We start from the raw sequence: 25,184 nt of genomic DNA, 5'->3' as shown, positions 1-25,184 counted from the left end.
GGCGGGGGGGGGCGGGGGGGCCCCGGGCCCCGGGGCCGGGCCCCCCCCGGGGGGGGGCCCCCCCCCGGCCCCCCGGCACCGGCTACCGTGCGGCATGACCGCACGCGAGCGGGCGAGGCTGTCCGGACTGGCCCGGAACCCCGCCGCCACCGAGCAGATCCTGGTCCGGCTGGCCCGGGACGCCGTCGTCGCCCGCGAACTGGCCAGCCGGCGACGCCCGCTGCCGGACGCGGTGGCCGAGACGATCCTCGCCCACCGCGACCCCGGCTCGGCGCTGTTCCTGCACGGCGACCGGGTCTCCCCGGCGATCCGGGCCCGGATCGCCGCCGACCCCGATCCGGCGATCCGGTACGCGCACCGCGACTTCGTCCGGAGCATGGTCGAGCGGGAGGTCTTCCTCCCCGTCGAGGAGCTGGCCGAGGCGTACGCGCGGTCGCCCGACGAGTTGGCCCGCGACCCCGACCCCCGGATCCGGGCCGCCGTGGCGGACGCCTGGTGGACCGCCCCCGCCCCGGTGCGGGCCGCTCTGCTCACCGATCCCGATCCGACGGTACGTACCGCCGCGTCCCGCCGGGCCCAACCGCCGGTGCCGGTGGAGCTGCACCCGACCTGCCTCGCCGACCCGGCGACCCGGGCACACGTCGCCGGATACGCGGAGCTGACCGACGCCCTCGCCTTCTCCCTGGCCACCGACCCGGACCACGAGACACGGCAGGCCGTCGCCCGCAACCCCCGGCTGTCGGCCGAGGTGGTCGCGGTGCTGGTCGCCGACCCGCACCCGCTCGTCCGCGCCGCGATGATGCAGCATCCCGGGGTCGACGAGCGGACCCGCGACCGGCTGCACGCGGAGCTGGCCGCCGAGAAGGCGGCGGGCAGCCTCGACGCGCGGGTCGCGCTGGACTGGAGCCTCGCCGAGCCGATCTGGCTGCGCGAACTGCCGCTGCCCGCCCGACTGTCCTACCTGGACTCCCGGCACGTGGCCTTCCGGCGGGCGCTGGCCGGTAGTCGCGACCTGCCGCCGGAGGCGTGGCGGCGCCTCGACGCCGACCCCGACTGGCGGGTACGCCGCTACGCCGCGACACGTCCGGACACACCTCCGGAGGTGCTGGAACGCCTGGTCCGGGAACACGGCGACGGCGGTCCGATCCGACCCCGGCTGGTCGAGCACCCGAACTTCCCGGCCACGGCCTTCGCCCGCTTCGCCGAGCACCCCGAGCCCCGGGTCCGGTGTCTGGCGTTGGCCGGCCCCGACCTCGCCCCGGAAGTGCTCAACCGACTCACCGCCGATCCGGAGCCGTCCGTACGCCGGGCCGCCGCCGGACATCGGGGACTCCACCCGGCCCGGGTCGCGGAACTGCTCGCCGACGAGGACGACGAGGTGGTCCGCGCCGCCGCCGCCCATCCGGCGCTGCCGGCCGCCCGAGCCCACCGGATACTGGACGAGGCGGGGTTGTGACCGTGGGCCGTCCGGCTACCCTCCGACGATGGCGGAGTGGGAAGTCTGGCGGCAGGACGACAACGGCAACGAGTACCGGGTGGCCGCACATCCGGACCGGATAGCCGCGCTGGCCCAGGTCATGGTGCTGGAGTCCGGGGTGCGGCACAGGCAGACGTACTGGGTGGCCGGGCCGGCGGAACCGGTCTGCCGTACCAACCGCGACCTCTACCAGCGGGTCCTCGCCGAGAGCGAGCGGATGACCGGGCAGGGGCGGACCCTGGACGAGTTTCTTCGCGGCTGGTGGCAGGTGGGCCGGTCGGTGGCCGGACGGGTCGGGTTCGACCTGGACGAGGTGGCGGCGATGGTGGTGGCTGCGGCGACGGTCGAGCCCCCGCCGATCCGGCCGCAGTGGCGGTCGACCTCGTTCGAGTGGCTGACCGAGGAACCACGCCGGTACGTCGACTGGGAATCCATCGTGCTGTGCCAGATCGCCGACCTGGCGGACTTCGCCGACCAGGGCCCACTGCCGCCGTACGCCGGACTGGGGCTGGACGCGCCCCGGCCGGGCGGCCACCGACGGTGTATCGGGCTGCGCTGGTACAACTTCACTCCGGCGTCCTACCTGGAGTGCGGCCTGGCCGGCACGATCGGCGGCTGGGACCTGGCTGACGGCATACGGGTGGAGTTGCCCGGACCGGTGGTGCCGCTGCGCCCGGAACCGGGGCCCGAGGAGGTGGCCGTCGAGACCCTGACCTGGGACGATCTGGCGGAGTTGGCGGTCTGCGGCCAGGAGTACGAGTAGGTCCCGGACGAACGGCGGGGGGGGGGGGGGGGGGGGGGGGGAGGGGGGGGGGGGGGCCGGCGCCCGGGTGTGGTGGTTGTGGGGCCCGGCCCCCGGGGGGGCCCCGGGGCGGGGGGGGGGGGGGCCCCCCCCGCCGCCGTTACTGGTGGAGGGAAGTGCTCAGAGGACGCCGTCGGTCAGGTTCTGCACGCCGAGGTCGCCGCCGCCCAGCAGACCGGTCACGCCGCCCAGCGCGCCGTCGACGGTCCCGGTGACGTTGCCCGTGGTGCCGCCCAGGTCGGTGACCCCACCCAGGGTGCCGTCGAGGTCCGCGACGCCGCCCAGCGTCCCGTCGACCGTGCCGGTCACGCCGCCCAGGGTGCCGTCGAGGTCGGCCAGGTCGGTGACCCCGCCGAGGTCGGTGACGCCGCCGGCCAGGCCGGTGACGCTGCCCAGGTCGGCCACGCCACCCAGGTCGGTGACGCCGCCGGCCAGGCCGGTGACGCCGCTCAGGTCGGTGACGCCACCCAGGTCGGTGACCCCGCCCAGGTCCGTCACGCCACCGAGCGTGCCGGTGACGGTGCCGGTGACGTTGTCCAGGGTGCCGTCCACGTCGGTGACCCCGGCCAGGGTGCCGTCGAGGTCGGCGACGCCGCCGATCGTGCCGTCGACGGTGCCGGTCACCGTGCCCAGGGTGCTGCTCAGGTCGGTGACGTTGCCCAGCGTGCCGGTCAGGTCGGTCAGGCCGCCCAGGTCACCCGCGCCGACCAGGCCGGTCGCGGTGCCGGCGGTGGAGGTCACCGTGGTGGCGGCGAAGTCGGCGGTGCCGAGGACACCGTCGACCACCCCGAGCCCGCCGGCCGCGTTCAGCACCGTCGAGTCGAGGGTCTCGGCGACGTCGTGCGCCCCGGACAGGTCCACGGTCAGGCCGCTGCCCAGGCCGAGCACCGGCAGCGCGGAGGAGGAGGCGGTCACGGTCAGGCCGTTCGGGTCGATGCTGACCCCGGCGACGCCGGCCACGCTGACGTCCGCGTCGGTGGCGTAGAGCCCGGTGGTGAACTGATTGGCGACCGTCTGCACCTGGCCGACGACGGCGGTCGGGCTGACGCTGAGCGAGCTCAGGCCGAGGCTCTCCACGGCGCTGAGGTCGGTGAGGCCCTGCAGCGGTACGGAGTCGACCACCAGCGGGATCACGTCGTGCACGTCGGCGGGGACCACGTCGCAGAGCCCGAGGCTCTCCAGGGTGCCCGTCGGGTCCAGCTCGAAGGCCGAGCGGAGTTCGGCGTCGCTGAGCAGGTTGAGGACGAAGTCGTGCAGGGTCTGGGTCGACTCCGGCGCGGCGGCCTCGGGCGCGGCGGGCGCCTCCGGGGCCGGAGCCGGCTGCGGGTTGGCGGCCGGGGCCGAGGTGGCGGTCTGGTCCGCGGTGGGTGCCGTACTCACAGTGACGATCTCCTCGAACGTTGGGCGGGGATGATCTGGGCATGTCGGTCCAGACCTGGCAATGACCGTACGGCGGGGTCGACGTACCGGACATCGGGGACGAGCCCGTGTTCTCTCCCCAACCGCCGGGGTGCCCCGAGGGCTGGGACGTTAGGGGCTTAGGGGTTTCCCGGGGATCCGGCCGAGGGGCCGGACGCGGATCTGGGCGATCAGGCCGGCCCGAGTCGGCCCGCGTCACGCTTAAGGACGTGGCCCGGGAGGTGCTGGCGCCGCCCCGCCACCCCGTACCTCGCGGTGATCCGCCGTCGACCCGTCACGGCGCGCTCTGGCCGACCACCCGCTCCAGCGCACTCCCGAGCCGAGGGCTCAGGCTCTGCGCGTAGCTCGCCGTGAGGTGCCTCGCGTCCCGGTAGACCAGGACACCGCCGATCACCGGCGCGCACCGGGAGGTCGGGCAGATCGCGCCGTTCAGGTCGATCAGCGGTACGTCGTCCAGCCTCCGTACCGCCTCCGCCTGGGCGGTTCCGGCGCCGGCCGCCAGCGCGGTACGCCGCGACGGCGCGCACCGGGTCAGCCGCTCGGGATTCTTCGACACGCACTTCGGCACGTCGATTCCGGGCACCGGGGTGTCCCGGAGCACCACCGTGCGGACCCGGTCGGCGACCAGACCGGCCCAGGTCCGCCGCATCCCCTCGACCAGCGCGTTCTCGGCGGCGCGGCCGGTCAGTGTCCGGCCGCCGGCCGAGGGCGGGTACCGGTGGCCGGTGGTCAGCAGCAGCGCCGGGCGTTCCGGGCCGGTGAGTTCGGCCCGCACGTTGGCGTACCACTTGGCGCAGGCGGCGTCCGGGCGGCCGGTGGCGGCGTCGGCGACCGGCAGGTCGAGGAAGGGACAACCGGGCCGGAGGTAGGTGATCAACCGCCAGCCCTTCGCCTCGGCGACGCCCCGCAGCGCGGGCACCCAGCTCGCGGCGTGGCTGTCGCCGGCCAGCGCGACGGTGAAGGCGGAGTTCCGGTCGCCGTAGACGCAGGCCCGGGCGGGACCGTCCGGGCCGCCGGAGAAGCAGTTGTGCCGGTAGACCTCCGGCAGGTCCGCCCCGGCGTCGGCCGGCTTCGGACTGATCGACCGGACCCGGGCCACCGGAGCGCCGGCCGGGTCGTTCGACGGCGAGCCGCGGAGCACGGCGGCACCCCGTGCCGGTGCCGGGGCCGACGGGCTGGGCGAGACCGTCACCGGTGCCGCCGTGCCGGAGGGCGGCGGGACCTGACGGGGCGGCCAGACGCCGAGTTGCAGCAGCAGTCCGCCGACCATCACGGCGGCCGGCACCAGCGCGGCGATCCGCAACGTCTCGGCCGGTGACCAGGCGGGCAGGCCGGTGCGCAGTGGTGTCTCGACGTGGCGGCGGGTGAGGGCGGCGAGCAGGACGGCGCCGCCGAGCACGGCCAGTCCCGCCACCGCCGGCAGTTCGCCGAACCGCGCGTGCGCGGCGGCCAGCAACGGCCAGTACCAGAGGTACAGCCCATAGCAGAGCTGCCCCGCCGCCCGTACCGGCCGGCTGGCCAGGATCTCGACCGGCCGGCCGCCGCCGGCCGTACCGGTACGGCCGGTGCGGCTGAGGATGACGGCGGCGGCGCCGAGCGCGGGCAGCAGGGCGGCGGAGCCGGCGGCACCCGGCCCGGGACGGAAGGCGAGGACGGCGACGGCGATGGCGACGAGGCCACCCCAGCCGAGTACGGCGGCGACCCACCGGGGCAGTGCGACCGGTCGGAGTGCGAGCAGGGCGAGCCCGGCGCCGAGGGCGGGTTCCCAGGCCCGGGTGTGTGTGCCGAAGAACGCCGGGGCGCCAGGGCTGGCGCCCAGCACCGCCCAGCCGAGCGAACCGGCGACGAGCAGGCCGGCGGCGTACAGCAGGGGCCGGCGCGGGTCGCGGCCGTCGCGGCGGACCGCCCAGACCGCGACACCGGCGAGCAGCACCGGCCAGAACACGAGGAACTGTGCGCCGACGCCCAGCGCCCAGTGCTGCGCCAGCAGCCCGGTGGTCGCGTCCGGGGCCACCGGTACGCCGGCGTCCTGCGCGGCGAGCCGCCAGTTCAGTACGCCGAGCCCGGCGGCCAACAGGTCCCAGCCGGCCTCCGGCCACCGTGACCGGGGCAGGCAGGTCAGGACCAGCAGTACGGACGCGGCCAGTACCAGCACGGCGGTCGGCAGCAGTCGTCGGGCGCACCGGGCGTAGAACGCGGTCAACGTGACCTGGCCGGCCCGGTGCCACTCGCCGAGCAGCAGGGCGGTGACCAGGAAACCGGCGAGTACAAACAGGACGTCCCACCCGAATGGTCCGCCGGGTACGACATCGAGTCCGGCGCCCGCGAGCAGCAGCGGCAGCACGGCGAGCGCGGCGAGGCCGAGGAGGTCGGGCCGGTGACCGGTCCCGATCTCGGGTTGGGGCTGGGGTCGCGTCCGCGTCGGCGTCGCCATCTGTCCACACTCCAAGCCCAGGCTCTGGTCCGGTTAGCACCTTCCTAGCAGATGTTCCCCATTGAAGGGCCTATTTGGCTTTCGTGAGTAATGCTCACCGCTAGCCGTCCCGGCGGCCGGCCCGCTCGGCAGCGTCCCGCCAGGCGATCTCGACCCCCGGCGTCGGCTGGTAGGTCCGGAGCGAGCCGGAACCCGGCAGCGTCCGCCGCAACAGTCCACGCAGCTCCGCCAGCCCACCGTCCAGTACGCCGAGCGCCCGGGCCTGCACCAACGCGTTGCCCAGCGCGGTCGCCTCCACCGGACCGGCGACCACCGGCAGTCCGCAGGCATCGGCGGTGAGCTGACAGAGCAGCTCGTTGCGGGCGCCGCCACCGACGATGTGCACCACGTCCACCGACCGGTCCGCCAACCGCCCCGCCTGCCGCACCGCGGACCGGTGCGCCAGCGCCAGACTGTCCAGAATGCACCGGGTGATCGCGGCCGGCCCGTCAGGAACCGGCTCGCCCCGCTCGGCACAGGCCCGGGCCAGCCGGGCCGGCATGTCGCCGGGCGGCAGGAAGACCGGGTCGTCCGGGTCGACCACGGCGGCCAGCCCCGGCTCCCGGGCGGCGGCGGCGAGCAGCGCCGGCAGCTCGACGTCGTACCCGCGGGACCGCCAGACCCGCAGCGACTCCTGGAGCAGCCAGAGCCCCATCACGTTGCGCAGGTAGCGGACCGTGCCGTCCACCCCGGCCTCGTTGGTGAAGTTCGCCTCCCGGCTCTCCGCCGACAGCACCGGCTCCGGCAGTTCGACGCCGACCAGCGACCAGGTGCCGCAGGAGATGTAGGCGAACCGGTCCCCCTCGGCCGGCACCGCGACCACCGCCGAGGCGGTGTCGTGCGAACCGACCGCGGTCACCGGCAGCGGACCGGTCGCGCCGACCGCCTCCCGTACCTCGGCACGCAGGTCACCGGCCGGCTCACCCGGCTGGCGCAGCGGGCCGAACAGCCGCTCCGGCAGACCGGCCGCGCTGATCAGCTCCGTGGACCAGCGCCGGGTACGCACGTCGAGCAACTGGGTGGTGGAGGCGTTGGTGACCTCCGTGCCCGCCACCCCGGTCAGCCAGTAGCTCAACAGGTCCGGGATGAGCAGCAGCCGCTCCGCCCGGTCCAGGATCGGGGTGCCGGTCGCGGCGACGAGCTGGAAGAGGGTGTTGAACGGCAGCAGCTGCAGCCCGGTCGTGGTGTAGAGGCGGTCGGCGCCGAGCGCCGCCACCACCCGCTCCGGCACCCCCTCGGTACGTCCGTCCCGGTAGTGCACCGGGTTGCCGAGCAGCGCCCCGGTCGTGTCGAGCAGCCCGTAGTCGACCGCCCACGAGTCGATGCCGACGCTGGCCAGGTCGGGCCGGCGGGCCAACGCCGCCCGCAGTCCCCGCACGGTCTCCGCGTACAGCCGCAGCACGTCCCAGTGCAGGGTGTCGAGCAGCCGTACCGGGTCGTTGGGGAACCGGTGCACCTCGGTCAGGCTCACCCCGTCGGCGGCGATCTCGGCGAGCATCACCCGCCCGCTGCCGGCACCGAGGTCGACCGCGGCCACCGCCGTCGAGCCCGGCCCGCGCCGCCGCACCGTCCCTGCGCCGGTCGGCGGACCGGCGGGCGGCGCATCCGGTGGACCGGCGGCGGGGGAGCCCGCCGCCGGTTCCGTCGGACCACTCATCGCAGGAAGGCCGCGGCCACGCCGGAGTCCACCGGCACGTGCAGGCCGGTGGTGTGCGACAGCTCGCCGCCGGTGAGCGCGAAGACCGCGTTGGCCACGTGCTCCGGCAGCACCTCCCGCTTCAGCAGCGTCCGCTGGGCGTAGTACGCCCCCAGTTCGGACTCCGGCACCCCGTAGACGGCGGCCCGCTGGGCGCCCCAGCCGCTGGCGAAGATCCCCGAGCCGCGTACCACCCCGTCCGGGTTCACCCCGTTCACCCGTACGCCGTGCTCGCCGAGTTCGGCGGCGAGCAGCCGTACCTGGTGGGCCTGGTCGGCCTTGGCAGCACTGTAGGCGATGTTGTTCGGGCCGGCGAAGACCGAGTTCTTGCTGGAGATGTAGACGATGTCCCCGCCCAGGCCCTGGTCCAGCATCACCCGGGCGGCGGCCCGGGAGACCAGGAAGGAACCCTTGGCCATCACGTCGTGCTGCAGGTCCCAGTCCGCCTCGGTGGTCTCCAGCAGCGACTTCGAGATCGACAGCCCGGCGTTGTTGACCACCAGGTCGACACCGCCGAAGGCGAGCGCGGCCTCGGCGAAGGCGGCCTCGATCCCGGCCGGGTCGGTGACGTCCACCGACACCGCGACCGCCCGGTCGGCGTTGCCGAGCCCGGCGGCCACCTCCGCCGCGCCCTCGGCGTTGCGGTCGGCGACCACCAGGCAGGCACCCTCGGCGGCGAGCCGGCGGGCGATCGCCGCCCCGATCCCGGAACCGGCGCCGGTGACCAGCGCGACCCGGCCGGCCAGCGGCTTCGGCTTCGGCATCCGCTGGAGCTTCGCCTCCTCCAGCGCCCAGTACTCGATCCGGAACTTCTCCGCCTCGTCGATCGGCGCGTACGTGGAGACGGCCTCGGCGCCGCGCATCACGTTGATCGCGTTGAGGTAGTACTCGGCGGCCACCCGGGCGGTCTGCTTGTCCCGCCCGAAGCTGAACATGCCGACCCCGGGCACCAGCACGACCGCCGGGTCGGCACCGCGGATCGCGGGGGAGTCCGCGGACGCGTACCGCTCGTAGTAGGCCCGGTAGTCCTTCCGGTACGCCTCGTGCAGCTCCCGCAGCCGGGTCAGCACCTCGGGCAGCGGGGTCCCGGCCGGCAGGTCCAGCACCAGCGGCCGGACCTTGGTCCGCAGGAAGTGGTCCGGGCAGGAGGTGCCGAGCGCGGCCAGCCGCGGGTGCTCGGCGCGGGCCAGGAAGTCCAGCACCGCCTCGTCGTCGGTGAAGTGTCCGACCTGGAAGCGTCCGGTCTTCCGGCTGTCCGTACTGGCCAGTCCGCGCAGCACCGGGGCGAGTGCGGCGGCCCGCGCCCGACGCTCGGCGGTGGGCAGGGCCTCGTACCCGGGAAGCACCGGCCCGAACGGCTCCGGCCGGCCGTGCTCGGCGAGGAACCGGGTCGCGGTCTCGATGATCTCCAGCGAGTTCGCCTCGCACTCGGCGCTGCTGGCCCCCCATGCGGTGATGCCGTGGCCACCGAGGACACAGCCGATCGCCTGCGGGTTGTCCCGGACGATCGCGGCGATGTCCAGGCCGAGCTGGAAGCCGGGGCGACGCCACGGCACCCAGACCACCCGGTCGCCGAAGCAGCGGCGGGTCAGCTCCGGCCCGTCGGCGGCGGTGGCCAGCGCGATGCCGGCGTCCGGATGCAGGTGGTCGACGTGCGCCGCGTCGACCAGGGCGTGCATCGCGGTGTCGATCGACGGCGCGGCTCCGCCCTTGCCGTGCAGGCAGTAGTCGAAGGCGCCGACCATCTCGTCCTCACGCTCGACGCCGGGATAGACGTCGACCAGCGCGCGGAGCCGGTCCAGCCGCAGTACCGCGAGCCCGCTCCCGGTCAGGGTGCCGAGGTCACCGCCGGATCCCTTGACCCACATCAGTTCGGTGGCCGCACCGGTGACCGGGTCGTCGGCGGTGCCCTTGGCGGAGGTGTTGCCGCCACCGTAGTTGGTGTAGCGCTTGTCCGCGCCGAGCCGGTGCGACCGGTCGAGCAGCGCGGCGACCTCGGGCGGCGTCCGGTTCTCCGTCATCTCAGGCCCCCCAGCCAGCCTGCTGGCCGCCGACCCGCTCGGCGACGATCTTCTCGGCGTAACCCGAGCGGGCGTACGCCGCCATCGGGTCCGGGTCCAGTCCCATCTCCGCGCGGACCTCGCGCAGCAGCGGCCGTACGTCGGTGTTGAAGGCGTCCATCAGCACCCCGTTCGCACCCAGCACGTCCCCGGCCGACTGCGCGGCGGTCAGCGCCTCCGTGTCGACCAGCAGTGCCTTCGCGGTCGCCTCCTGCACGTTGAGCACCGAGCGGATCTGGGCCGGGATCTTCGGCTCGATGTTGTGGCACTGGTCGAGCATGAAGTTGATTCCCGACTCCGGCCGCAGTGCGTCGACCCTGACGATCTCGTGCATGATCCGGAACAGCTGGAACGGGTCGGCCGAGCCGACCATCAGGTCGTCGTCGGCGTAGAACCGGGAGTTGAAGTCGAAGGCACCGAGCCGGCCCTCACGGAGCAGGAACGCCACGATGAACTCGATGTTGGTGCCCGGGGCGTGGTGCCCGGTGTCGATCACCACCTGGGCCTTCTCGCCGAGCTTCAGGCAGTGCGCGTACGCGGTGCCCCAGTCCGGCACGTCGGTCATGTAGAAGGCCGGCTCGAAGAACTTGTACTCCAGCAGGATCCGCTGGTCCGGGCCGAGTCGCTGGTAGGTCGCCGACAGCGCCTCGGCGAGCCGGTCCTGCCGGGCCCGGATGTCGTCCTGGCCCGGGTAGTTGGTCCCGTCGGAGAACCACAGCTTCAGGTCCCGCGAGCCGGTGGCGTCCATGATGTCGACGCACTCCAGCAGATGGTCCAGCGCCTTGCGACGGATCCGCGGATCCGGGTTGGTGACGCTGCCGAGCCGGTAGTCGTCGTCCTGGAAGACGTTGGCGTTGATCGCGCCGAGCCGTACCCCCCGCTCGGCGGCGTACGACGCCAGTTTGGCGTAGTCGTCGACCCGGTCCCAGGGGATGTGCAGCGAGACGATCGGGGCGATCCCGGTGAACGCGTGCACCTGGGCCGCGTCGGCGATCTTCTCCTCCGGCGTACGCGGCACGCCGGGCTGGGCGAAGACCTTGAACCGGGTGCCCGAGTTGCCGTACGCCCAGGACGGCACCTCGATCCGCTGGGCCCGCAACGCGGCCCGGACCTCGCTCTGCTCGGTCATGTCAGGCCTCCGTGTTCTCAAGCGCGGCGAGTTGGGTGTCCAGGTTGAAGATCTCGTCCAGGACGAGGAATCCTTCGTCGGGGCGCCGCCCGTCCAGTCCGACGAAGAAGGGTGCCATCTCGGCCTGCCACCGGGCGTTGACCTCGGTGCGTTCCATCGCGGCGAGCGAGGCGGCCAGGTCCGCGGTGCGGAAGTGCCCGACCAGCAGCCCGTCGTCGTGCAGGAAGAGGGAGTAGTCGTGCCAGCCGGCGTCGCGGAGCGCGGCGAGCATGTCCGGCCAGACCGCCGCATGTCGTTCGCGGTACTCGGCCAGCCGGTCGGGCCGGACCCGCAGGATGAAGCAGACGCGCCGCATGGCGGCCTCCCTGTAATGAACCGTTTCAACCAAACGCCCTCAAAATACGATCGGCATCGTTGAACTGTCAAGAAACGGTCAGTCGGCGGGGCGGGCGTACCGGCTCGACTCCCGGACCACCAGTTCCGGTTCGAAGACCACCTGCTGGTGCCGGTGGCCCTCCGGGTCGTTCGCCTCCTCCAGCATCAACTGCGCCGCGGTCCGGCCGAGCCGTTGCCGCGGCTGCCGTACCGAGGAGAGCGGCACGGCGGCCGCGGCGGCGAAGTCGATGTCGTCGTAGCCGACCAGCGCGATGTCCTCCGGCACCCGGACCTGCTGCCGGGTCAACTCCTGCAGCACGCCGAGCGCGAGCAGGTCGTTGGCGCAGAACACCGCGGTCGCCCGGGTCGACCGGGGCTGGCCGAGGATCCGGGACGCCGCGTCCCGGCCGGCCGCCACCGTCGGACTGGCGGTCTCGTAACGGCGCATGCTCTGCTCGGTCAGGCCCGCCTCGCGCAGCGCGTGCAGGGCGCCCTGGTGCCGGTCACGTACCTGCTCCAGTCGCCAGGGGCCGCCGACAAAGGCGATCTGGCGGTGTCCGGCCTCCACCAGGTGCCGCATGGCGAGTTCACCGCCGAGCCGGTCGTCCACCGAGACCGAGCAGACGTCGGTCCGGGTCGAGCGGCGGTCCAGCAGGATGACCAGTACCCCACGGTCCCGCAGCCGCACCAGTCGCTCGTTCGCGTCGTCCACGGGTGTGATCAGCACCCCCTGGACCCGCTGTTCCTCCAGCAGGTCGAGGTAACGGCTCTCCTTGCCCGGGTCGCCGTCGCTGTTGCAGAAGATCACCGCCATGCCGGCCTCGCCGGTCGCGTCCTCGACGCCGCGCGCCACGTCGGTGAAGAACGGGTTGGCCACGTCCAGCACCACCAGGCCGAGCGTGCGACCCCGGCCCCGGCGCAACTGCCGGGCGGCGTCGTTGGGCACGAATCCCAGCTCGCTGATGACGGCCAGGACCCGGCTGCGGGTCGACGCGGCGACGATGTCGGGTCGGTTGAGCACGTTCGAGACCGTCCCCACCGAGACACCCGCCTGGGCGGCCACGTCCCGGATGCTCACCGTGGGTCCCGCCACCACGTCTCCCTCCGTCGCCCGGACCGCCCGGGCTGAAACGTGTCAAGGTTATCTGGCGGCCGAGCGCGCCGTGCCCCGGCACCGTCGGCACCCGGGCGACGCGTTCCCCGGCGTTCGCCGTGGCCCAGCCCGTGCGTCCGACACGGTACGCCGCACCAGCCGGCACTCCGGGTAGCCTCGCCGGCAGCCCGCCCGGCCCGGCCCCGGCGACGCGCGGCGGACGTGCCCGACGGCGTCCCCAGCAGGTCCGGGCGCGGATTCCACGCCGGCCGGCTCAGCGCCTGACCCCGCCGCACGTGGGGATTCCACGCCGGCCAGTTCGGCCCGGGAGTCGCCGCACACGGGATGCAGCGCCGGGTCAGCTCAGCGTGGGAACCCGGCCGCACACGGGTCGGGCGACAGGGATTCCGGGCTCGGCGGCTCAGTGCAGGATGTTGTCGAGCGCGGCACCGAGCCGGGGCGCGAGGCTCAGCGCGTAGGTGGCGGTCAGGTGGTCGGCGTCCCGGTAGACCAGGACCCCGCCGATCACCGGCGCGCACCGGTCGGTCGGGCAGATCGCGTCGTTGAGGTCGATCAGGGGTACGTCGGCCAACCCGGCGACCGCCCGCTCCTGCACCACCCCCGAACCGGTCAGCGCCGCCGACCGGGGTACGGCGCACCGGGTCAGCCGCTCCGGATGGGCCGAGACACACTCCGCCACGTCGAGGTCGGGGTGCGGGGTGTCCCGGAGCACCACCGTCGGCACCCCGGCGGCGACCATCCCGGCCCAGGTCCGGTGCAGCCCGTCGGCCAGCGCCGCAACACCCTCCGGCCCGGCCACCGGCCCGTCGTCGCGCCACGGCTGGTAGAGCCAGCCGCTGGTGACCAGCAGGTCCGGCCGCTGCGGTCCGGTGAGGGTGGCCCGCAGCGTGGTGTTCCACTCGGTGCAACTGCGGTAGTGCTGACCGTCCAGCTCGACCGGCAGGTCGACGAACGGGCAGCCGGACTTCGTGTACGTGACCAGTCGCCAGCCCCGGGACAGGGCGAGGGCCTGGAGCGCCGGTACCCACTGCGCGGCGTGCGAGTCGCCGGCGACCGCGACCGTGAAGTCCGCGTCGCGTACCCCGTAGACGCAGGACCGCACGGTGCTCTTCCGGGCGTCGAGATGGCAGCCTTCGGCGTAGACGGTCGGGGTGTCGTCCCGGGCGGCCAGCGGATCCGGCGTGACGGCGTCGACCCGGTCCACCGGGGCGCCGGCCGGGTTGTCCCGGGGCAGGTCGCCGAGCACCGCCGCGCCGGGCGCCGGCGGGGTGAGCAGGGCACCGGGGGCGTCCGCGGTCTCGGCGAGCCGGGTCAGCGCGGAGTTCGGCGGCGGCGCCGGCACCGACGGGACCGCGTACGGGAAGAGCAGCCCGGCCAGCACCGGTACGCCGGTGCAGACGGCACCGAGCCGGATCGCCCGAGCTGGCCGAAGGCGCAGCCCCCGGGCCCGGCGGACCGGGTTCTCGACGTACCGGTGGGTGAGCACGGCCGGCACCACGGCGACCAGCACCACGGCCAGCCCGGCCGCCGGGCCGAGCTCGCCGAAGTGGGCCCGCGCCGCGACGAGCAGCGGCCAGTGCCAGAGGTACAGCGAGTAGGAGAGCGCGCCGATCACCCGCAACGGCCGCCGGCCCAGCAGCGCGACCGGCCCGGCCCGGCCGGCGGCGGCACCGGCGGCGATGATCGCGGCCGCGCCCAGGGTGGGCAGCAGCGCGGCGTGGCCGGGGAACCGGGTCCCCGACTCGAAGGTGGTGGCCGCGACCAGGACCGCGGCGAGTCCGGCCCAGCCGAGCCCGACCGCCACCGACCGGGGCAGCCGCCCCAGGTACGGGCCGAGGATGGCCAGCCCGCCGCCGACCGCGAGCTCCCACATCCGGGTGGTGCTGACGAAGTACGCCCGGCCGGGTTCGTCGTCCGTCAGCCGGATCGACCAGGCGAGGGAGGGGAGCGCGACCAGGGCCAGACAGAGCAGCAGCCGCCCCCGGGGCAGGCCGGTGCGGCCCCGCCGGTGGGCCCAGAGCGCCACGCCGAACAGCAGCAGTGGCCACACCAGGTAGAACTGCTCCTCGACGGCGAGCGACCAGAAGTGCTGCAGGATGCTGGGCGCCTGGTCCTCGGCGAGGTAGTCCACCGCCTGTCCGGCGAGCCGCCAGTTCATCACGTACAGTCCGCTGGCCACCACGTCCCACCCGGTGTCGGCCCAGCGGATCCGGGGCAGCAGCAGGTACGTCAGCACCAGGCTGGCGGCGAGGACCACCCCGGCGGCGGGCAGCAGCCGCTTGGCCCGACGCGCGTAGAAGTCGAGCAGGGAGATCCGCCCGGTCGCCTCCAGTTCGGCGACGAGCAGACCGGTGATCAGGAAGCCGGAGATGACAAAAAAGACGTCGACGCCGACAAAACCACCGGGCACCAGCACCGGGCCGGCGTGGAAGAGCAGGACCAGGCCGACGGCGAGCGCCCGCATGCCCTCGATGTCGGCACGGAAACCGGTCCGCCCCGGGTCGCCGGGGCGTGCGCTGTCCGATCGGGTCACTGTCTCTCCGCCCTCGTGATGCGTCGGGACCGGCGCTCGGCCGGGCCGGGCCCACGTACGCGGCGCGCGGCCCCTGGTCCACCTCGGGCGGGAGGCATGGTCACCGCCGGGGCCGGGGCAGCGTAGCCGGGTAGTAGATCTTCGGGGTTAACCCGCGGTGACCGGCGGGGGTACGCTGTCCACTCGGCAAGCGCTTTCCCGTGTGGTGTGGCGGGATCCTGCCGACCGCCGCCGGAAACACGCCGCACAACCGCGATCGCACCGACAGGAGCGGGCTGATGACCGACGAGCCGACCGGGCCACGGCTACGGGTGCGCGACGAGACCGTCGCCGGATACGTCGTCGAACCGGAGATCGACCCGCGGTGGGGCCCACGGCCGTACCTGCACCCGGTACGGACCCTGGCCGGGGTGACCGTCACCGACACCCTGCCCGAGGACCACCGGTGGCACCTCGGCGTCTCGGTGGCGCTGCAGGACGTCTCCGGTACGAACCTGTGGGGCGGCCGGACCTACGTCCGGGGGACCGGCTACACCTGGCGGGACGACCACGGCCGGATCGACCACGACGCCTGGCTGCCCGACGGGCCGCCGCCCGCCGAGGTCACCGGGTTCGCCGAGCGGCTGCTCTGGTCGGATCCCTCCGGCGGCACGCTGCTGACCGAGGAGCGGACGGTCCGCGCCGCCGAACTCCCCGGCCGTGCCGACGCCTGGCTGCTCGACTTCGGTTACACCCTGACCGCGCCCGCCGACCGGGACGTGGTGCTGGGCAGCCCGGCGACGAACGGTCGCCCCGGCGGTGCCGGCTACGGCGGCTTCTTCTGGCGGGCCGCCCCCGGCGAGGCGTCGACCTTCACCGCCTCCGCCGAGGGCGAGGAGGCGGTGAACGGCAGCACGGACCCCTGGGTGGCGCTGGTCGGCCGGTCCGCCGAGGGCGCGGCGTACACCCTGGTCTTCACCGGCCTGGGCGACGGCGACCACTGGTTCGTGCGGACCGGCATCTATCCGGGGGTCTGCGTCGCGCTCGCCTGGCAGCGGACCCGGCCGCTCGCCGCCGGCACCGCGCTGCGTCGCCGGCACCGGATCGTGGTCGCGGACGGCGCGCTGACCCGCGACGACGTCCCCCTGGTCCTGCCGGCCTGAGGACGGCACGGCCCGTCCGGGCGGTACGCCGGACGGGCCCCGCGCGGTGCTCAGCCCTTCAGGCCGGAGGTGGCGATGCCCTGCACCAGATAGCGCTGGAACGCCAGGAAGAACAGCATCACCGGCACGATGCTCAGCACCGACATCGCGAACATCGGGCCGAACGCCGACTCGCTGGTCTGGTCGATGAACAGCCGCAACGCCAGCGGCAACGTGTACGACTCCGGATCGTTCAGGTAGACGAGCTGGCTGAAGAAGTCGTTCCAGGTCCAGATGAAGGTGAAGATCGCGGTGGTGACCAGCGCCGGCTTGAGCAGCGGCAGGATCACGTACCGGAAGGTGAGCACCGGCCCGCAGCCGTCGATCGCGGCGGCGTCGTCCAGTTCCCGGGGCAGCCCCCGGATGAACTGCACCATCAGGAAGATGAAGAACGCGTCGGTGGCGAGCAGCTTCGGCAGGATCAGCGGGACGAAGGTGCCGACCAGATCCAGCTTCTGGAAGATCGTGTACTGCGGGATCAGCACCACGTGGTACGGCAGCATGATGGTCAGCAGGGTGAACGCGAACAGTGGCCCACGCAGCCGGAAGCGCAGCCGGGCGAAGGCGTACGCGGCCAGCGCGCAGGAGACCAGGTTGCCGATCACCGAGCCGATCGCGACCAGGACCGAGTTGGTGAAGAACCGCCAGATGCTGATCCCGGCGATCCCGTCCAGTGCGGCGGAGTAGTTCTCCGGCGCCAACCGGGTGGGCAGCAGGCTCAGGCTGGACAGGATCTCGTCGGTCGGCTTGACCGAGGTGGCGACCAGCCAGACCACCGGATACAGCAGCAGCGCCAGGATGGCGATGATCAGCGTGTGCCAGCCGATCCCGCGCAGTCTCGCACCCGTACGGCCGGCGGTGTGGCCGCTGGTCACGGTGGTCACCTGTCCTCCCCGGAGTAGAAGACCCAGCGGCGGGACGTGCCGAAGAACAGGGCCGTGATGATGGCGATGACGAGCAGCAGCAGCCAGGCCATGGCGGAGGCGTAACCCATCCGGAACTGGGCGAAGCCGCGCTCGTAGAGGTAGAGCGTGTAGAACAGCGTCGAGTTGCTCGGGCCGCCCCGACCGCCGCTGACGATGAACGCCGGGGTGAACGCCTGGAAGGCGTGGATCGTCTCCAGCACCAGGTTGAACAGGATGATCGGGGAGAGCATCGGCAGGGTCACCGAGCGGAAGGTCCGCCACCGTCCCGCGCCGTCCACGGCAGAGGCGTCGTACAGCTCGGCCGGGATCTGCTTGAGCCCGGCGAGGAAGATCACCATCGGGGCGCCGAACTGCCAGACCGCCAGGATGATCAGCACCCAGAGCGCGTAGTCGGGCTCGTTGATCCAGCCCCCGGTGTCCCAGCCGAACGTGCCGGTGACCGAGTCGACGACGCCGGTGTCGGTGAACATCGCCCGCCAGACCAGCGCGATCGCGACACCGGTGCCGAGCAGCGACGGCGCGTAGAAGGCCGACCGGTAGAAGCCCTGTCCGCGCCGGTTGCGGTTGAGCAGCATGGCGACCGCGAGAGCGGCGGCCAGCTTCAGCGGTACGGAGATCAGCACGTACGTCGCGGTGACTTTGGCCGAGTCGAGGAACCGGGCGTCGTCGGTGAACAGCCGCCGGTAGTTCTCCAACCCCACCCACTCCGGGCTGGTGAACAGGTCGTAGTCGGTGAAGGAGAGGTAGAGCGAGGCCAGCATCGGGCCGACGGTGAGCAGCAGCGCGCCGAGCGCCCAGGGGGAGAGGAAGAGGTACGCGATGCCGGGTCGGTCGCGCCGGTAGCGGGGGCGGCGCGGTGGGGAGCCACCGTCACCGGTGGTGGGCCGGGGTGGCGGCCGGTGCAGGGTTCCAGGGGTCATCGTCGATATCCGATCGGCTCGGCCGCGACTCGCCGGGTGAGCGCCCGACCTCGGCGGCGAGGCAATATGAAACCATTCAACAGCCGCCCGAAGGTACCGTCGGAGTGTTCCGACTGTCAACGGAGCGCCGGGTCGGTCGGTCCGCCCGCGCCCGGTCCGCCCGCGCCTGGTCTGCCGCGCCCGCCCGGTCCGCCGCGCCGCCCGGTCCGCCGCGCCGCCCGGTCCGTCACGCCAGCCCGGTCGCCGGCACCGCCGCAGCGGGCCCGGCCGCCGGCTCAGCCCTCGGCGCGCCAGCCGGGATCGCGTCCGAAGGCGGCGATCAGCCGGTCCTGGTCGTCCGCGTCCGGCGGCGGGGTCATGCCGGACGCGGTCAACCCACTCGACCGGTACATCGCGGAGCGCCCGGTGAACCAGCGGGAGCACTCCCGCACCGCCTCGGGATCCAGCCGGACGGCGCCACCGATCGCGGCCGACAGGTCCCAGCCGTGCACCAGGCACTCGGCCATCAGTTCGTGCAGGTACTCCCCGGCCGGGGTCGGTCCGGACGACAGCAGCACGGTCCGGTCCAACGCCCCCGGCTCGCCGGCCGCCCGGTCCGCCCCGGCCGCCGCGTCCCGGGCGGCGACCGCCGGGTCGGTACCGAGCAGGTCCCCGGAGAACCGGTCGCCGACCTCGGTCACCGTGGCGCCGGCGAACAGCGGCACCGACCAGTACAGTTCGCCGACCACATGGTTGACCAGAGCCCGGACGTCCCAGTCCGGACACGGGGTCGGGGCCGCCCACTGGTCGTAGCCCACCTGACCGACCTGGTCGGCGAAGGCGGTCAACGTACGCCGGTACGCGGGCAGCAGGTCCATGGCCCGATTCTGCCCCCGGACACGCCGCCGTACCCCCGGATCGTCAGTCCAACTGGGCGGGGGAGAGGCCGAGTTCCCGGGCCACCGCCAACCGGACCCACTCGGTGAGCTGTCGACGGGGGATCACCCGTTCGTGGACCGCCAGCTGCACCGCGAGCCCGTCGATCAACGCGTTGATCCGCCAACCGGCCCCGGCCGGGTCGTCACAGCTGAAAACCCCCTCGGCCACCCCGGCCGCGATGACCTCGCCGAGCCCCTCCCGTCGGCGCAGGTCGAGCCGCCGGGACACCTTCTCCAGTTCCGGCGTGCGCAGCGACTCCGACCAGCCGTCGATCCACATCGCCCAGGACCGTGACCGCCCCGGCGCGGCGTAGAGCCGGAGCAGCTTCTTGAGCTTGACCAGCGGGGTGGCGGTGCACCGGAGCACCGCGTCGAGCCGGGTGAGATCCTGCTCGGCCGCGTACGCGAACGCCTGCGCGACGAGCCGTTCCTTGGTGGCGAAGTGGTAGAACACCAGTGCCTGACTGACCCCGGCGGCCTGTGCGACGTCGGCCGTACGGGTGTTGGCCAGGCCACGGGCCGCGATCACCTCGCAGGCGGTACGCAGCAGCGCATCCAGCCGCACCTCGGCCGCACGTCTCGTCACGCGGTTACCGTAGCCCATTCCGGCGCGCACAATAAGCTACCAACACGTCGGATAAGTTACCAACATCGTAAATATCGGGGCGCTGTCCCTCGAAAGAAGGAACCGTTTCCGGGACGATGGAAGCCGACCGGACACAACGGACGCGCACGCCCGCGTACCCCCGGGGACGCGGCGTCGGACGGTGAGCCGCTCGTCGCGGCGGCCGACCGCCCGACCTGCCGCGCCGACCACTCGACCCCGGGGACGACCGCTCGACCCGGCCGGGCGACCGTCCGGCCCACGAAGATCGGCATCGGTCGCTGACGCGTAGTAGTGTCCGCTCATGTCAGACGGTGTGGCCCAGATCCCTCCGACTGCGACCGGTGGATCGGTCCCGGGCCGCGCCCGGTCCAACCTGGACGATCCGCCGTCGCCCAGCACCCCGGACCCGGCGACCCCGGTCCACGACGACGAGGAACGCCCGGCCCGGCAGTTGACCGGACCGGTCGGCACCGGCGTCGCGGTGGTCGCCTTCGCCGTCGCGCTGCTGGTGCTCTGGCAGGTCTTCCGGCCACTGCCACAGGGCAGTCAGTTCTACCTGATCATCTTCCTGGCCGGTGTGCTTCCCCTGGTCTTCCTCGCCTACCGGTCAGGGCTGCGGGCGCCCGGATGGCTGCCCGGCCGGGCGGGTCGCGGCGCGCCGGACCGGGGCGTACCAGCCGGGGGTGCGACGGAGACGCGCCGACCGGACCGGCCGACGACTGTCGACTGGTTGCTGGCCGGGCTGACGCTGCTGGTCTGCCTCTACCCGGTGCTGCCGGTGGCCCTCGGCGACGCCGGCGGCGGATACGACGCCTTCCTCAACCGGCAGGGCCTGCTCGCCCCGGTCGACGTGCTGATGGGGGCACTGCTGCTGGTGCTGCTCGTCGAGGCGTGCCGGCGCACCACCGGCTGGATCCTGCCCGTGGTCTGCCTGCTCTTCCTGGCGTACGGCTACTACGGCGGCCTGCTGCCGCAGAACTGGGCGGTCGCGCACGCCGGCCTCGACTTCGGACAGATCGTCGACGCCCTCTACAACTCCGCCAGCGGCTTCTACGGCACACCGCTGGACGTCGCGGCGACCTACATCGTCCTCTTCACCATCTACGGCGCGGTGCTCGACCTCTCCGGTGCCGGGCGGTTCTTCGTCGACCTGTCGGTGGCCGCGTTCCGCCGCTCCCGCAGCGCCGCCGGGCGCACCGCGGTCGCCTCCGGGTTCCTGCTCGGCACCGTCTCCGGGTCCGGGACCGCGACCGCGGTCAGCGTCGGCGCGGTCACCTGGCCCATCCTGCGCCGCGCCGGTTACCCCGCCGAACACGCCGGCGGCATGCTCGCCGCCGCCGGGGTCGGCGCGATCCTCTCCCCGCCCACCCTCGGCGCGGCGGCGTTCATCGTCGCCGAGTACCTCGACGTCTCCTACCTGACGGTGCTCGGCTGGGCGGTGATTCCGACCCTGCTCTACTACCTCGGCATCCTGCTCGCCGTCGAGATCGACGCCCGCCGGTTCCAGGTGCGTCCGGTCGAGGTGGCCGCGGCGTCGGCGTGGCGTCTGCTGGCCCGGTTCGGCTACCACTTCTCCTCGCTGATCGTGATCGTCGTCCTGCTCGCGGTCGGGGTGAGCGCGACCCGGGCGGTGGTCTACGCCACCGGCCTGGCGGTGCTGCTCTCCTTCCTCGACCGGCGGCACCGCCTCACCCCGCGCCGGCTGGCCAGTGCGCTCGCCACCGGGGTACGCGGCGTGCTGCCGGTCGCCGCCGTGTGCGCCGCCGCCGGCATCGTCACCGCCACCACCACGAAGACCGGACTCGGGGCGCAGTTCGCCTCGCTGCTGGTCCGGGGCGCCCAGGCGGTCAGCGACAACCCGACCGTCGTACTGGCGCTCACCGTGCTGCTCGCCGCCGTCGCGCTCTCGCTGCTGGGACTCGCCGTACCGGTCACCGCCTCCTTCATCATCGGCTGGGTGATCATCGGGCCGGCGCTGCTCGCGCTCGGCGTACCGGCCCCGGCCGCGGCGATGTTCGTCTTCTACTACTCGGTGCTCTCCGAGGTCACCCCGCCGACAGCGCTCGCCGCGGTGGGCGCGGCCGCGATCACCGGCGGCCGGACCGTGCCCACCATGTGGCAGGCCCTGAAGTACGCCCTGCCGGCCTTCCTCGCCCCGATCGCGTTCGTGCTGACCGGACCGGGCGAGTACCTGCTCGGCCGGGGCGCGCCGCTGGACGTGCTCTGGGCGGCTCTGGTCGGCTGCCTCGGCGTCGCGGCACTGGCCGTGGCGACCGGTGGCTGGCTGCTTGGGGTGGGTCCGGCCGGACCGGCCGAGCGGACCCTCACCGCGGCCGCCGGTCTGCTCCTGCTCTATCTGCACCCGGTCTCCATCGCCGTCGGGGTCGCGCTGATCGCGGTCGCCGTGCTGGTCGCGCTCGCCCGCCGTCGTCGGGCCGAACCGACCACGGCCGGCGGCCCGCCGGCGACCGCGCCAACCGGCCCGGTCAGCGGCGGTTCGGAGCCGGGCGACGTTGGTTCCGGCGGGGGCGGCCCGGGGGATGCCCGTCCGGCCACCGGTCCCGTGGACATCGGTCCGGCCGGTGGTGCCGCGGGGACCGCGCCGGCCGTTGGTCCCGTTGAGGTCGGTCCGGCCGGTGGAGCCGGCCCGACGGTGCGAGAGGTCGGTTCGAACGTGGGAGAGGAAACGAGATGAAACGTGCATCGAGGGTCCTGGCCGTGGTCACCGTCGCGGGGATGGGACTGGCCTCCCTCGTCGCCTGTGGTGGCCGGCAGAACACCGCCAGCACCGACGCCGGGGGCGAGGTCACCTGCGACGTGGCCACCGAGACCCGGATCGGCATCGCCACCGGAAACGCCACCGGCGTCTACTTCGCGCTCGGCAACGCGTACGCGGAGCAGATCTCGAACGCGCCCGGCAGCAGGGTCCGGGCCACCGCCGCCGAGACCGGAGCCTCGGTGCAGAACATCCAGCAGCTCGTCGCCGGTACGTACGCGGTCGCGTTCTCGCTCGCGGACACGGCCGCCGACGCGGTCCAGGGCACCGGGAGTTTCGCCGGGCAGAAGCAGCCGGTCCAGGCGCTGGCCCGGATCCACACCAACTTCACCCAGGTGATCGTCCGCAAGGACGCCGGGATCAGCTCGGTCGCCGACATGCGGGGCAAGCGGGTCTCCACCGGCTCGCCAAAATCCGGCACCGAGGTGATCGCGAACCGGCTGCTGCAGGCGGCCGGGCTCAACCCGGAGAAGGACATTCAGGCGCAGCGGCTGGATCTGACCAAGACCGTCGACGGGATGAAGGACGGGTCGATCGACGCGCTCTTCTGGTCGGGCGGCCTGCCCACCCCGGGCATCACCGACCTGCTCACCACCGCCCGGGACCAGGTGACCTTCCTGGACATCACGCCGCTGCTCGGCGAGATGAAGAAGGTCAACCCGGTGTACGAGGAGGGGGCCGTCCCGGCCGCCACCTACGGGACACCGGCGGACGTCAAGACCATCGTGGTGCCGAACTTCCTGCTGGTGAAGGAGGACCTCGACGCCGACCTGGTCTGCGTGCTGACCAAGGTGCTCTTCGAACGCAAGCCGCAGCTGGAGCAGGCCAACGCGGCGGCGAAGGAGATCAGCCTCCAGTTCGCGTGGCGGACCGACCCGGTGATCCTGCACCGGGGCGCGGCCAAGGCGCTGAGCGACCTGAACGCCCCGAAGTAACGGCACCTCGTCTCGGACCGCGCTCATTTCTCCTACCCAGGTTCCTAGGATGCTGTAGGGGAGGTGGGCGCGGTCACGACGTTTGTCCTGGTCAGCCCCTTGTGACCCGCCGACGGGAGCCCCGATTTGGCATCCGTTCGCGGGCTCGGCTAAAGTTCTCATCCGTCACCGGGAAACACCGGAAGACAAGCGGACGTAGCGCAGTTGGTAGCGCATCACCTTGCCAAGGTGAGGGTCGCGGGTTCGAGTCCCGTCGTCCGCTCGGAGATGCCGCCACATCGGGGGCAACCTCGGTGGAGTGGCCGAGAGGCGAGGCAACGGCCTGCAAAGCCGTGTACACGGGTTCAAATCCCGTCTCCACCTCGGCAACAACGAGGGCGATTGGCGCAGTGGGAGCGCGCTTCCTTGACACGGAAGAGGTCACTGGTTCAAACCCAGTATCGCCCACCAGCTATATGTGCAGGTCAAACGGCTCGTTACCGGATCTTCGGTAACGAGCTAGTTTGTATTCGCTCCTTACTTTGGGAGCAAACTGGGAGCGCATGATCATCGTTTCCCTTGGGTCGGCTCGGTGTACTCGGGTGACGGGCTTGCCCTGCTGCAGGGCCATGATCACCGCCCGGGTCTCCGACCAGCCGGCGCCGAGGACGACGTCCAGCTGGTCGGCGCTCGCCCGGCGCCGTCGAAGCACACCTGGTATGAGTACGTCGGCGACCCGGCGTGGCACTACGCCGACGACGACGGCCTGTCCAACCCCGACCGCAAGACGTGGAACCAGTGGCGTGGCTACGCCCAGGTGAAGACCCGGGTCGGTGACGACCCGGCCACCCGGACGTTGGCCGTCACGACCTTCATGCGCGGCATGCACGGCGACAAGGCCAGCCCGTCAGGCGGCACTCGCACCGTCACCGTCCCCGCCACGCTGGGCTCGGAAACCGTCTACGACGAGGACCAGTTCGCCGGACAGATCCGTGAACAGGTTGTCTACAACGGTGACGACACCAAACCAGTCTCCAAGACCGTGCACGTTCCGTGGCGATCCAACCCGACGGCCAGCCGCACCATCAACGGTGACCTGGTCGAGGCACGGTTCGTCAACACCCGCGTCACCTACACCGCCACCGCCCTCGGCGTCGACGGTGACCGCGGCTGGCGAGTGTCGCGGGGCGTGCAGGACTTCGACCACACCTACGGCACAGCCAACTGGTCGCAGGACGACGGAGACATCGCCGAAACCGGCGACGAAAAGTGCATCACCTACCGCTACAACCGCAACCTCGGCAAGAACCTGACCGGGCCGGTCAAGCAGACCACCACCACCGCACTGCCATGCGGTACGAACCCGACCAGCGTTGACGACGTCATCACCGACGCGCGCAGCTACTACGACGGCGCGTCCAGCGTCGACACCGCACCGACCTTCGGATCGGTTACCAAGTCCGAGCAGCTCAAGGACTGGACGCCTGGCAGCGGCACGGTCTGGCAAACCGTCTCCCAGGCCAGCTACGACACCACCGGCCGGACGCTGACCGGCACCGACATCAAGGGCAACGTCACCACCACCGCCTACACCCCGACGGTCGGCGGTCCGGTGACCAAGACGACCACCACCGGCCCGGCACCGTTCAACTGGACCACCAGCACCGAGTTCAACCCGTACTGGGGCTCCACCATCAAGGGCACCGACCAGAATGCGAAGATCACCTCCGAGGTCGAGTACGACGCCCTCGGCCGGGTCTCCAAGGTGTGGGAGTTCGGCTGGCCGAAGAGCGCCAACCCGACCCGCCCCTCGGCCGAGTACAGCTACACATTCGCGTCGAACCGGAACGCCTTGTGCCGTGCCA

The 25,184-nt window shown here is 72.9% G+C and carries 17 protein-coding genes, 3 tRNA genes and 1 pseudogene; 9 read left to right on the top strand and 12 right to left on the bottom strand.

All coding sequences use genetic code 11. The features are described 5' to 3' along the window. Positions 1-94 precede the first annotated feature (94 nt). The gene (locus V1633_RS34415; RefSeq protein WP_331218479.1) at positions 95-1,456 is read left to right on the top strand and encodes a hypothetical protein; all 1,362 of its coding nucleotides are present in this window, start codon (positions 95-97) and stop codon (positions 1,454-1,456) included. Positions 1,457-1,484: 28 nt separating this feature from the next. Beyond that, complete coding sequence (locus tag V1633_RS34410) at positions 1,485-2,240, top strand: hypothetical protein (RefSeq protein WP_331218478.1); 756 nt, start codon at positions 1,485-1,487, stop codon at positions 2,238-2,240. Between the two features lie 159 nt (positions 2,241-2,399). Here V1633_RS34410 and V1633_RS34405 read toward each other — a convergent pair whose 3' ends face one another. From V1633_RS34405 to V1633_RS34370, 8 genes are all read right to left on the bottom strand, one after another. Beyond that, a complete protein-coding gene (locus V1633_RS34405) occupies positions 2,400-3,659 on the bottom strand; it encodes an IniB N-terminal domain-containing protein (RefSeq protein ID WP_331218477.1) in 1,260 nt (419 codons plus the stop codon). Between the two features lie 313 nt (positions 3,660-3,972). After that, a complete protein-coding gene (locus V1633_RS34400) occupies positions 3,973-6,132 on the bottom strand; it encodes an acyltransferase family protein (protein WP_331218476.1) in 2,160 nt (719 codons plus the stop codon). 100 nt (positions 6,133-6,232) lie between these two features. Next, complete coding sequence (locus V1633_RS34395; RefSeq protein WP_331218475.1) at positions 6,233-7,738, bottom strand: rhamnulokinase; 1,506 nt, start codon at positions 7,736-7,738, stop codon at positions 6,233-6,235. An 86-nt stretch (positions 7,739-7,824) separates the two neighbouring features. Continuing rightward, entirely contained in the window at positions 7,825-9,888 is a 2,064-nt protein-coding gene (locus V1633_RS34390; RefSeq protein ID WP_331218474.1) for a bifunctional aldolase/short-chain dehydrogenase, read from the bottom strand. A 1-nt stretch (position 9,889) separates the two neighbouring features. After that, positions 9,890-11,056, bottom strand: coding sequence for an L-rhamnose isomerase (gene rhaI / locus V1633_RS34385; protein WP_331218473.1), 1,167 nt, complete (start codon positions 11,054-11,056; stop codon positions 9,890-9,892). 1 nt (position 11,057) lies between these two features. Further along, positions 11,058-11,411, bottom strand: coding sequence for an L-rhamnose mutarotase (locus V1633_RS34380; protein ID WP_331218472.1), 354 nt, complete (start codon positions 11,409-11,411; stop codon positions 11,058-11,060). A gap of 78 nt (positions 11,412-11,489) precedes the next feature. Continuing rightward, complete coding sequence (locus V1633_RS34375; protein WP_331218471.1) at positions 11,490-12,524, bottom strand: LacI family DNA-binding transcriptional regulator; 1,035 nt, start codon at positions 12,522-12,524, stop codon at positions 11,490-11,492. Between the two features lie 421 nt (positions 12,525-12,945). Then, positions 12,946-15,078 carry an acyltransferase family protein gene (locus V1633_RS34370; protein ID WP_331218470.1) on the bottom strand — a complete coding sequence of 711 codons (2,133 nt, stop codon included), beginning with the start codon at positions 15,076-15,078 and terminating at the stop codon, positions 12,946-12,948. 278 nt (positions 15,079-15,356) lie between these two features. On the opposite strand from V1633_RS34370, the gene V1633_RS34365 reads away from it, so the two are divergent. Beyond that, entirely contained in the window at positions 15,357-16,220 is an 864-nt protein-coding gene (locus V1633_RS34365) for a DUF6807 domain-containing protein (protein WP_331218469.1), read from the top strand. A 50-nt stretch (positions 16,221-16,270) separates the two neighbouring features. On the opposite strand, the gene V1633_RS34360 is transcribed toward V1633_RS34365, so the two are convergent. The 4 genes from V1633_RS34360 to V1633_RS34345 all read right to left on the bottom strand — a co-directional run bounded on the left by V1633_RS34360 (position 16,271) and on the right by V1633_RS34345 (position 19,608). Next, positions 16,271-17,143: a carbohydrate ABC transporter permease gene (locus V1633_RS34360; RefSeq protein ID WP_331218468.1), complete on the bottom strand. Its 873-nt coding sequence runs from the start codon at positions 17,141-17,143 to the stop codon at positions 16,271-16,273. Beyond that, positions 17,140-18,105 (bottom strand): carbohydrate ABC transporter permease, encoded by a 966-nt coding sequence (locus tag V1633_RS34355; RefSeq protein WP_331218467.1) that lies wholly within the window; start codon positions 18,103-18,105, stop codon positions 17,140-17,142. The genes V1633_RS34360 and V1633_RS34355 overlap by 4 nt, the downstream gene beginning before the upstream one ends. A 275-nt stretch (positions 18,106-18,380) precedes the next feature. Beyond that, positions 18,381-18,962 (bottom strand): TIGR03086 family metal-binding protein, encoded by a 582-nt coding sequence (locus V1633_RS34350; RefSeq protein ID WP_331218466.1) that lies wholly within the window; start codon positions 18,960-18,962, stop codon positions 18,381-18,383. Between the two features lie 43 nt (positions 18,963-19,005). Next, on the bottom strand, positions 19,006-19,608 hold the full coding sequence (locus V1633_RS34345) for a TetR/AcrR family transcriptional regulator (RefSeq protein ID WP_331218465.1): 603 nt from the start codon (positions 19,606-19,608) through the stop codon (positions 19,006-19,008). 322 nt (positions 19,609-19,930) lie between these two features. Here V1633_RS34345 and V1633_RS34340 point away from each other — a divergent pair, with 322 nt between their 5' ends. The 6 genes and pseudogenes from V1633_RS34340 to V1633_RS34315 form a co-directional block, all read left to right on the top strand. Then, a complete protein-coding gene (locus tag V1633_RS34340) occupies positions 19,931-22,324 on the top strand; it encodes a TRAP transporter permease (RefSeq protein WP_331218464.1) in 2,394 nt (797 codons plus the stop codon). Next, positions 22,321-23,340 carry a TAXI family TRAP transporter solute-binding subunit gene (locus tag V1633_RS34335; protein ID WP_331218463.1) on the top strand — a complete coding sequence of 340 codons (1,020 nt, stop codon included), beginning with the start codon at positions 22,321-22,323 and terminating at the stop codon, positions 23,338-23,340. The genes V1633_RS34340 and V1633_RS34335 overlap by 4 nt, the downstream gene beginning before the upstream one ends. Before the next feature lie 189 nt (positions 23,341-23,529). Next, a tRNA-Gly gene (locus V1633_RS34330) sits at positions 23,530-23,602 on the top strand. 30 nt (positions 23,603-23,632) lie between these two features. Beyond that, positions 23,633-23,703 (top strand) — tRNA-Cys (locus V1633_RS34325). 12 nt (positions 23,704-23,715) lie between these two features. Next, positions 23,716-23,790, top strand: a tRNA-Val gene (locus V1633_RS34320). 190 nt (positions 23,791-23,980) lie between these two features. Further along, a pseudogene (locus tag V1633_RS34315) lies at positions 23,981-25,171 on the top strand (hypothetical protein); the annotation flags it as partial. Positions 25,172-25,184 lie beyond the last annotated feature (13 nt).

The sequence above is a fragment of the Plantactinospora sonchi genome (assembly GCF_036422035.1).
In the GTDB taxonomy this organism is placed as follows: domain Bacteria; phylum Actinomycetota; class Actinomycetes; order Mycobacteriales; family Micromonosporaceae; genus Plantactinospora; species Plantactinospora sonchi.
Note: the sequence above shows the minus strand (reverse complement) of the source record. Positions and strands in the feature narration are given on the sequence as shown.

Bases quoted from the DNA above. Each gene is read 5' to 3' on its own strand.
- V1633_RS34415 (WP_331218479.1), top strand. From the start codon at position 95: ATGACCGCACGCGAGCGGGCGAGGCTGTCCGGACTGGCCCGGAACCCC.
- V1633_RS34410 (WP_331218478.1), top strand. From the start codon at position 1,485: ATGGCGGAGTGGGAAGTCTGGCGGCAGGACGACAACGGCAACGAGTAC.
- V1633_RS34400 (WP_331218476.1), bottom strand. From the start codon at position 6,132: ATGGCGACGCCGACGCGGACGCGACCCCAGCCCCAACCCGAGATCGGG.
- V1633_RS34390 (WP_331218474.1), bottom strand. From the start codon at position 9,888: ATGACGGAGAACCGGACGCCGCCCGAGGTCGCCGCGCTGCTCGACCGG.
- rhaI (WP_331218473.1), bottom strand. From the start codon at position 11,056: ATGACCGAGCAGAGCGAGGTCCGGGCCGCGTTGCGGGCCCAGCGGATC.
- V1633_RS34380 (WP_331218472.1), bottom strand. From the start codon at position 11,411: ATGCGGCGCGTCTGCTTCATCCTGCGGGTCCGGCCCGACCGGCTGGCC.
- V1633_RS34365 (WP_331218469.1), top strand. From the start codon at position 15,357: ATGACCGACGAGCCGACCGGGCCACGGCTACGGGTGCGCGACGAGACC.
- V1633_RS34355 (WP_331218467.1), bottom strand. From the start codon at position 18,105: ATGACCCCTGGAACCCTGCACCGGCCGCCACCCCGGCCCACCACCGGT.
- V1633_RS34350 (WP_331218466.1), bottom strand. From the start codon at position 18,962: ATGGACCTGCTGCCCGCGTACCGGCGTACGTTGACCGCCTTCGCCGAC.
- V1633_RS34340 (WP_331218464.1), top strand. From the start codon at position 19,931: ATGTCAGACGGTGTGGCCCAGATCCCTCCGACTGCGACCGGTGGATCG.
- V1633_RS34335 (WP_331218463.1), top strand. From the start codon at position 22,321: ATGAAACGTGCATCGAGGGTCCTGGCCGTGGTCACCGTCGCGGGGATG.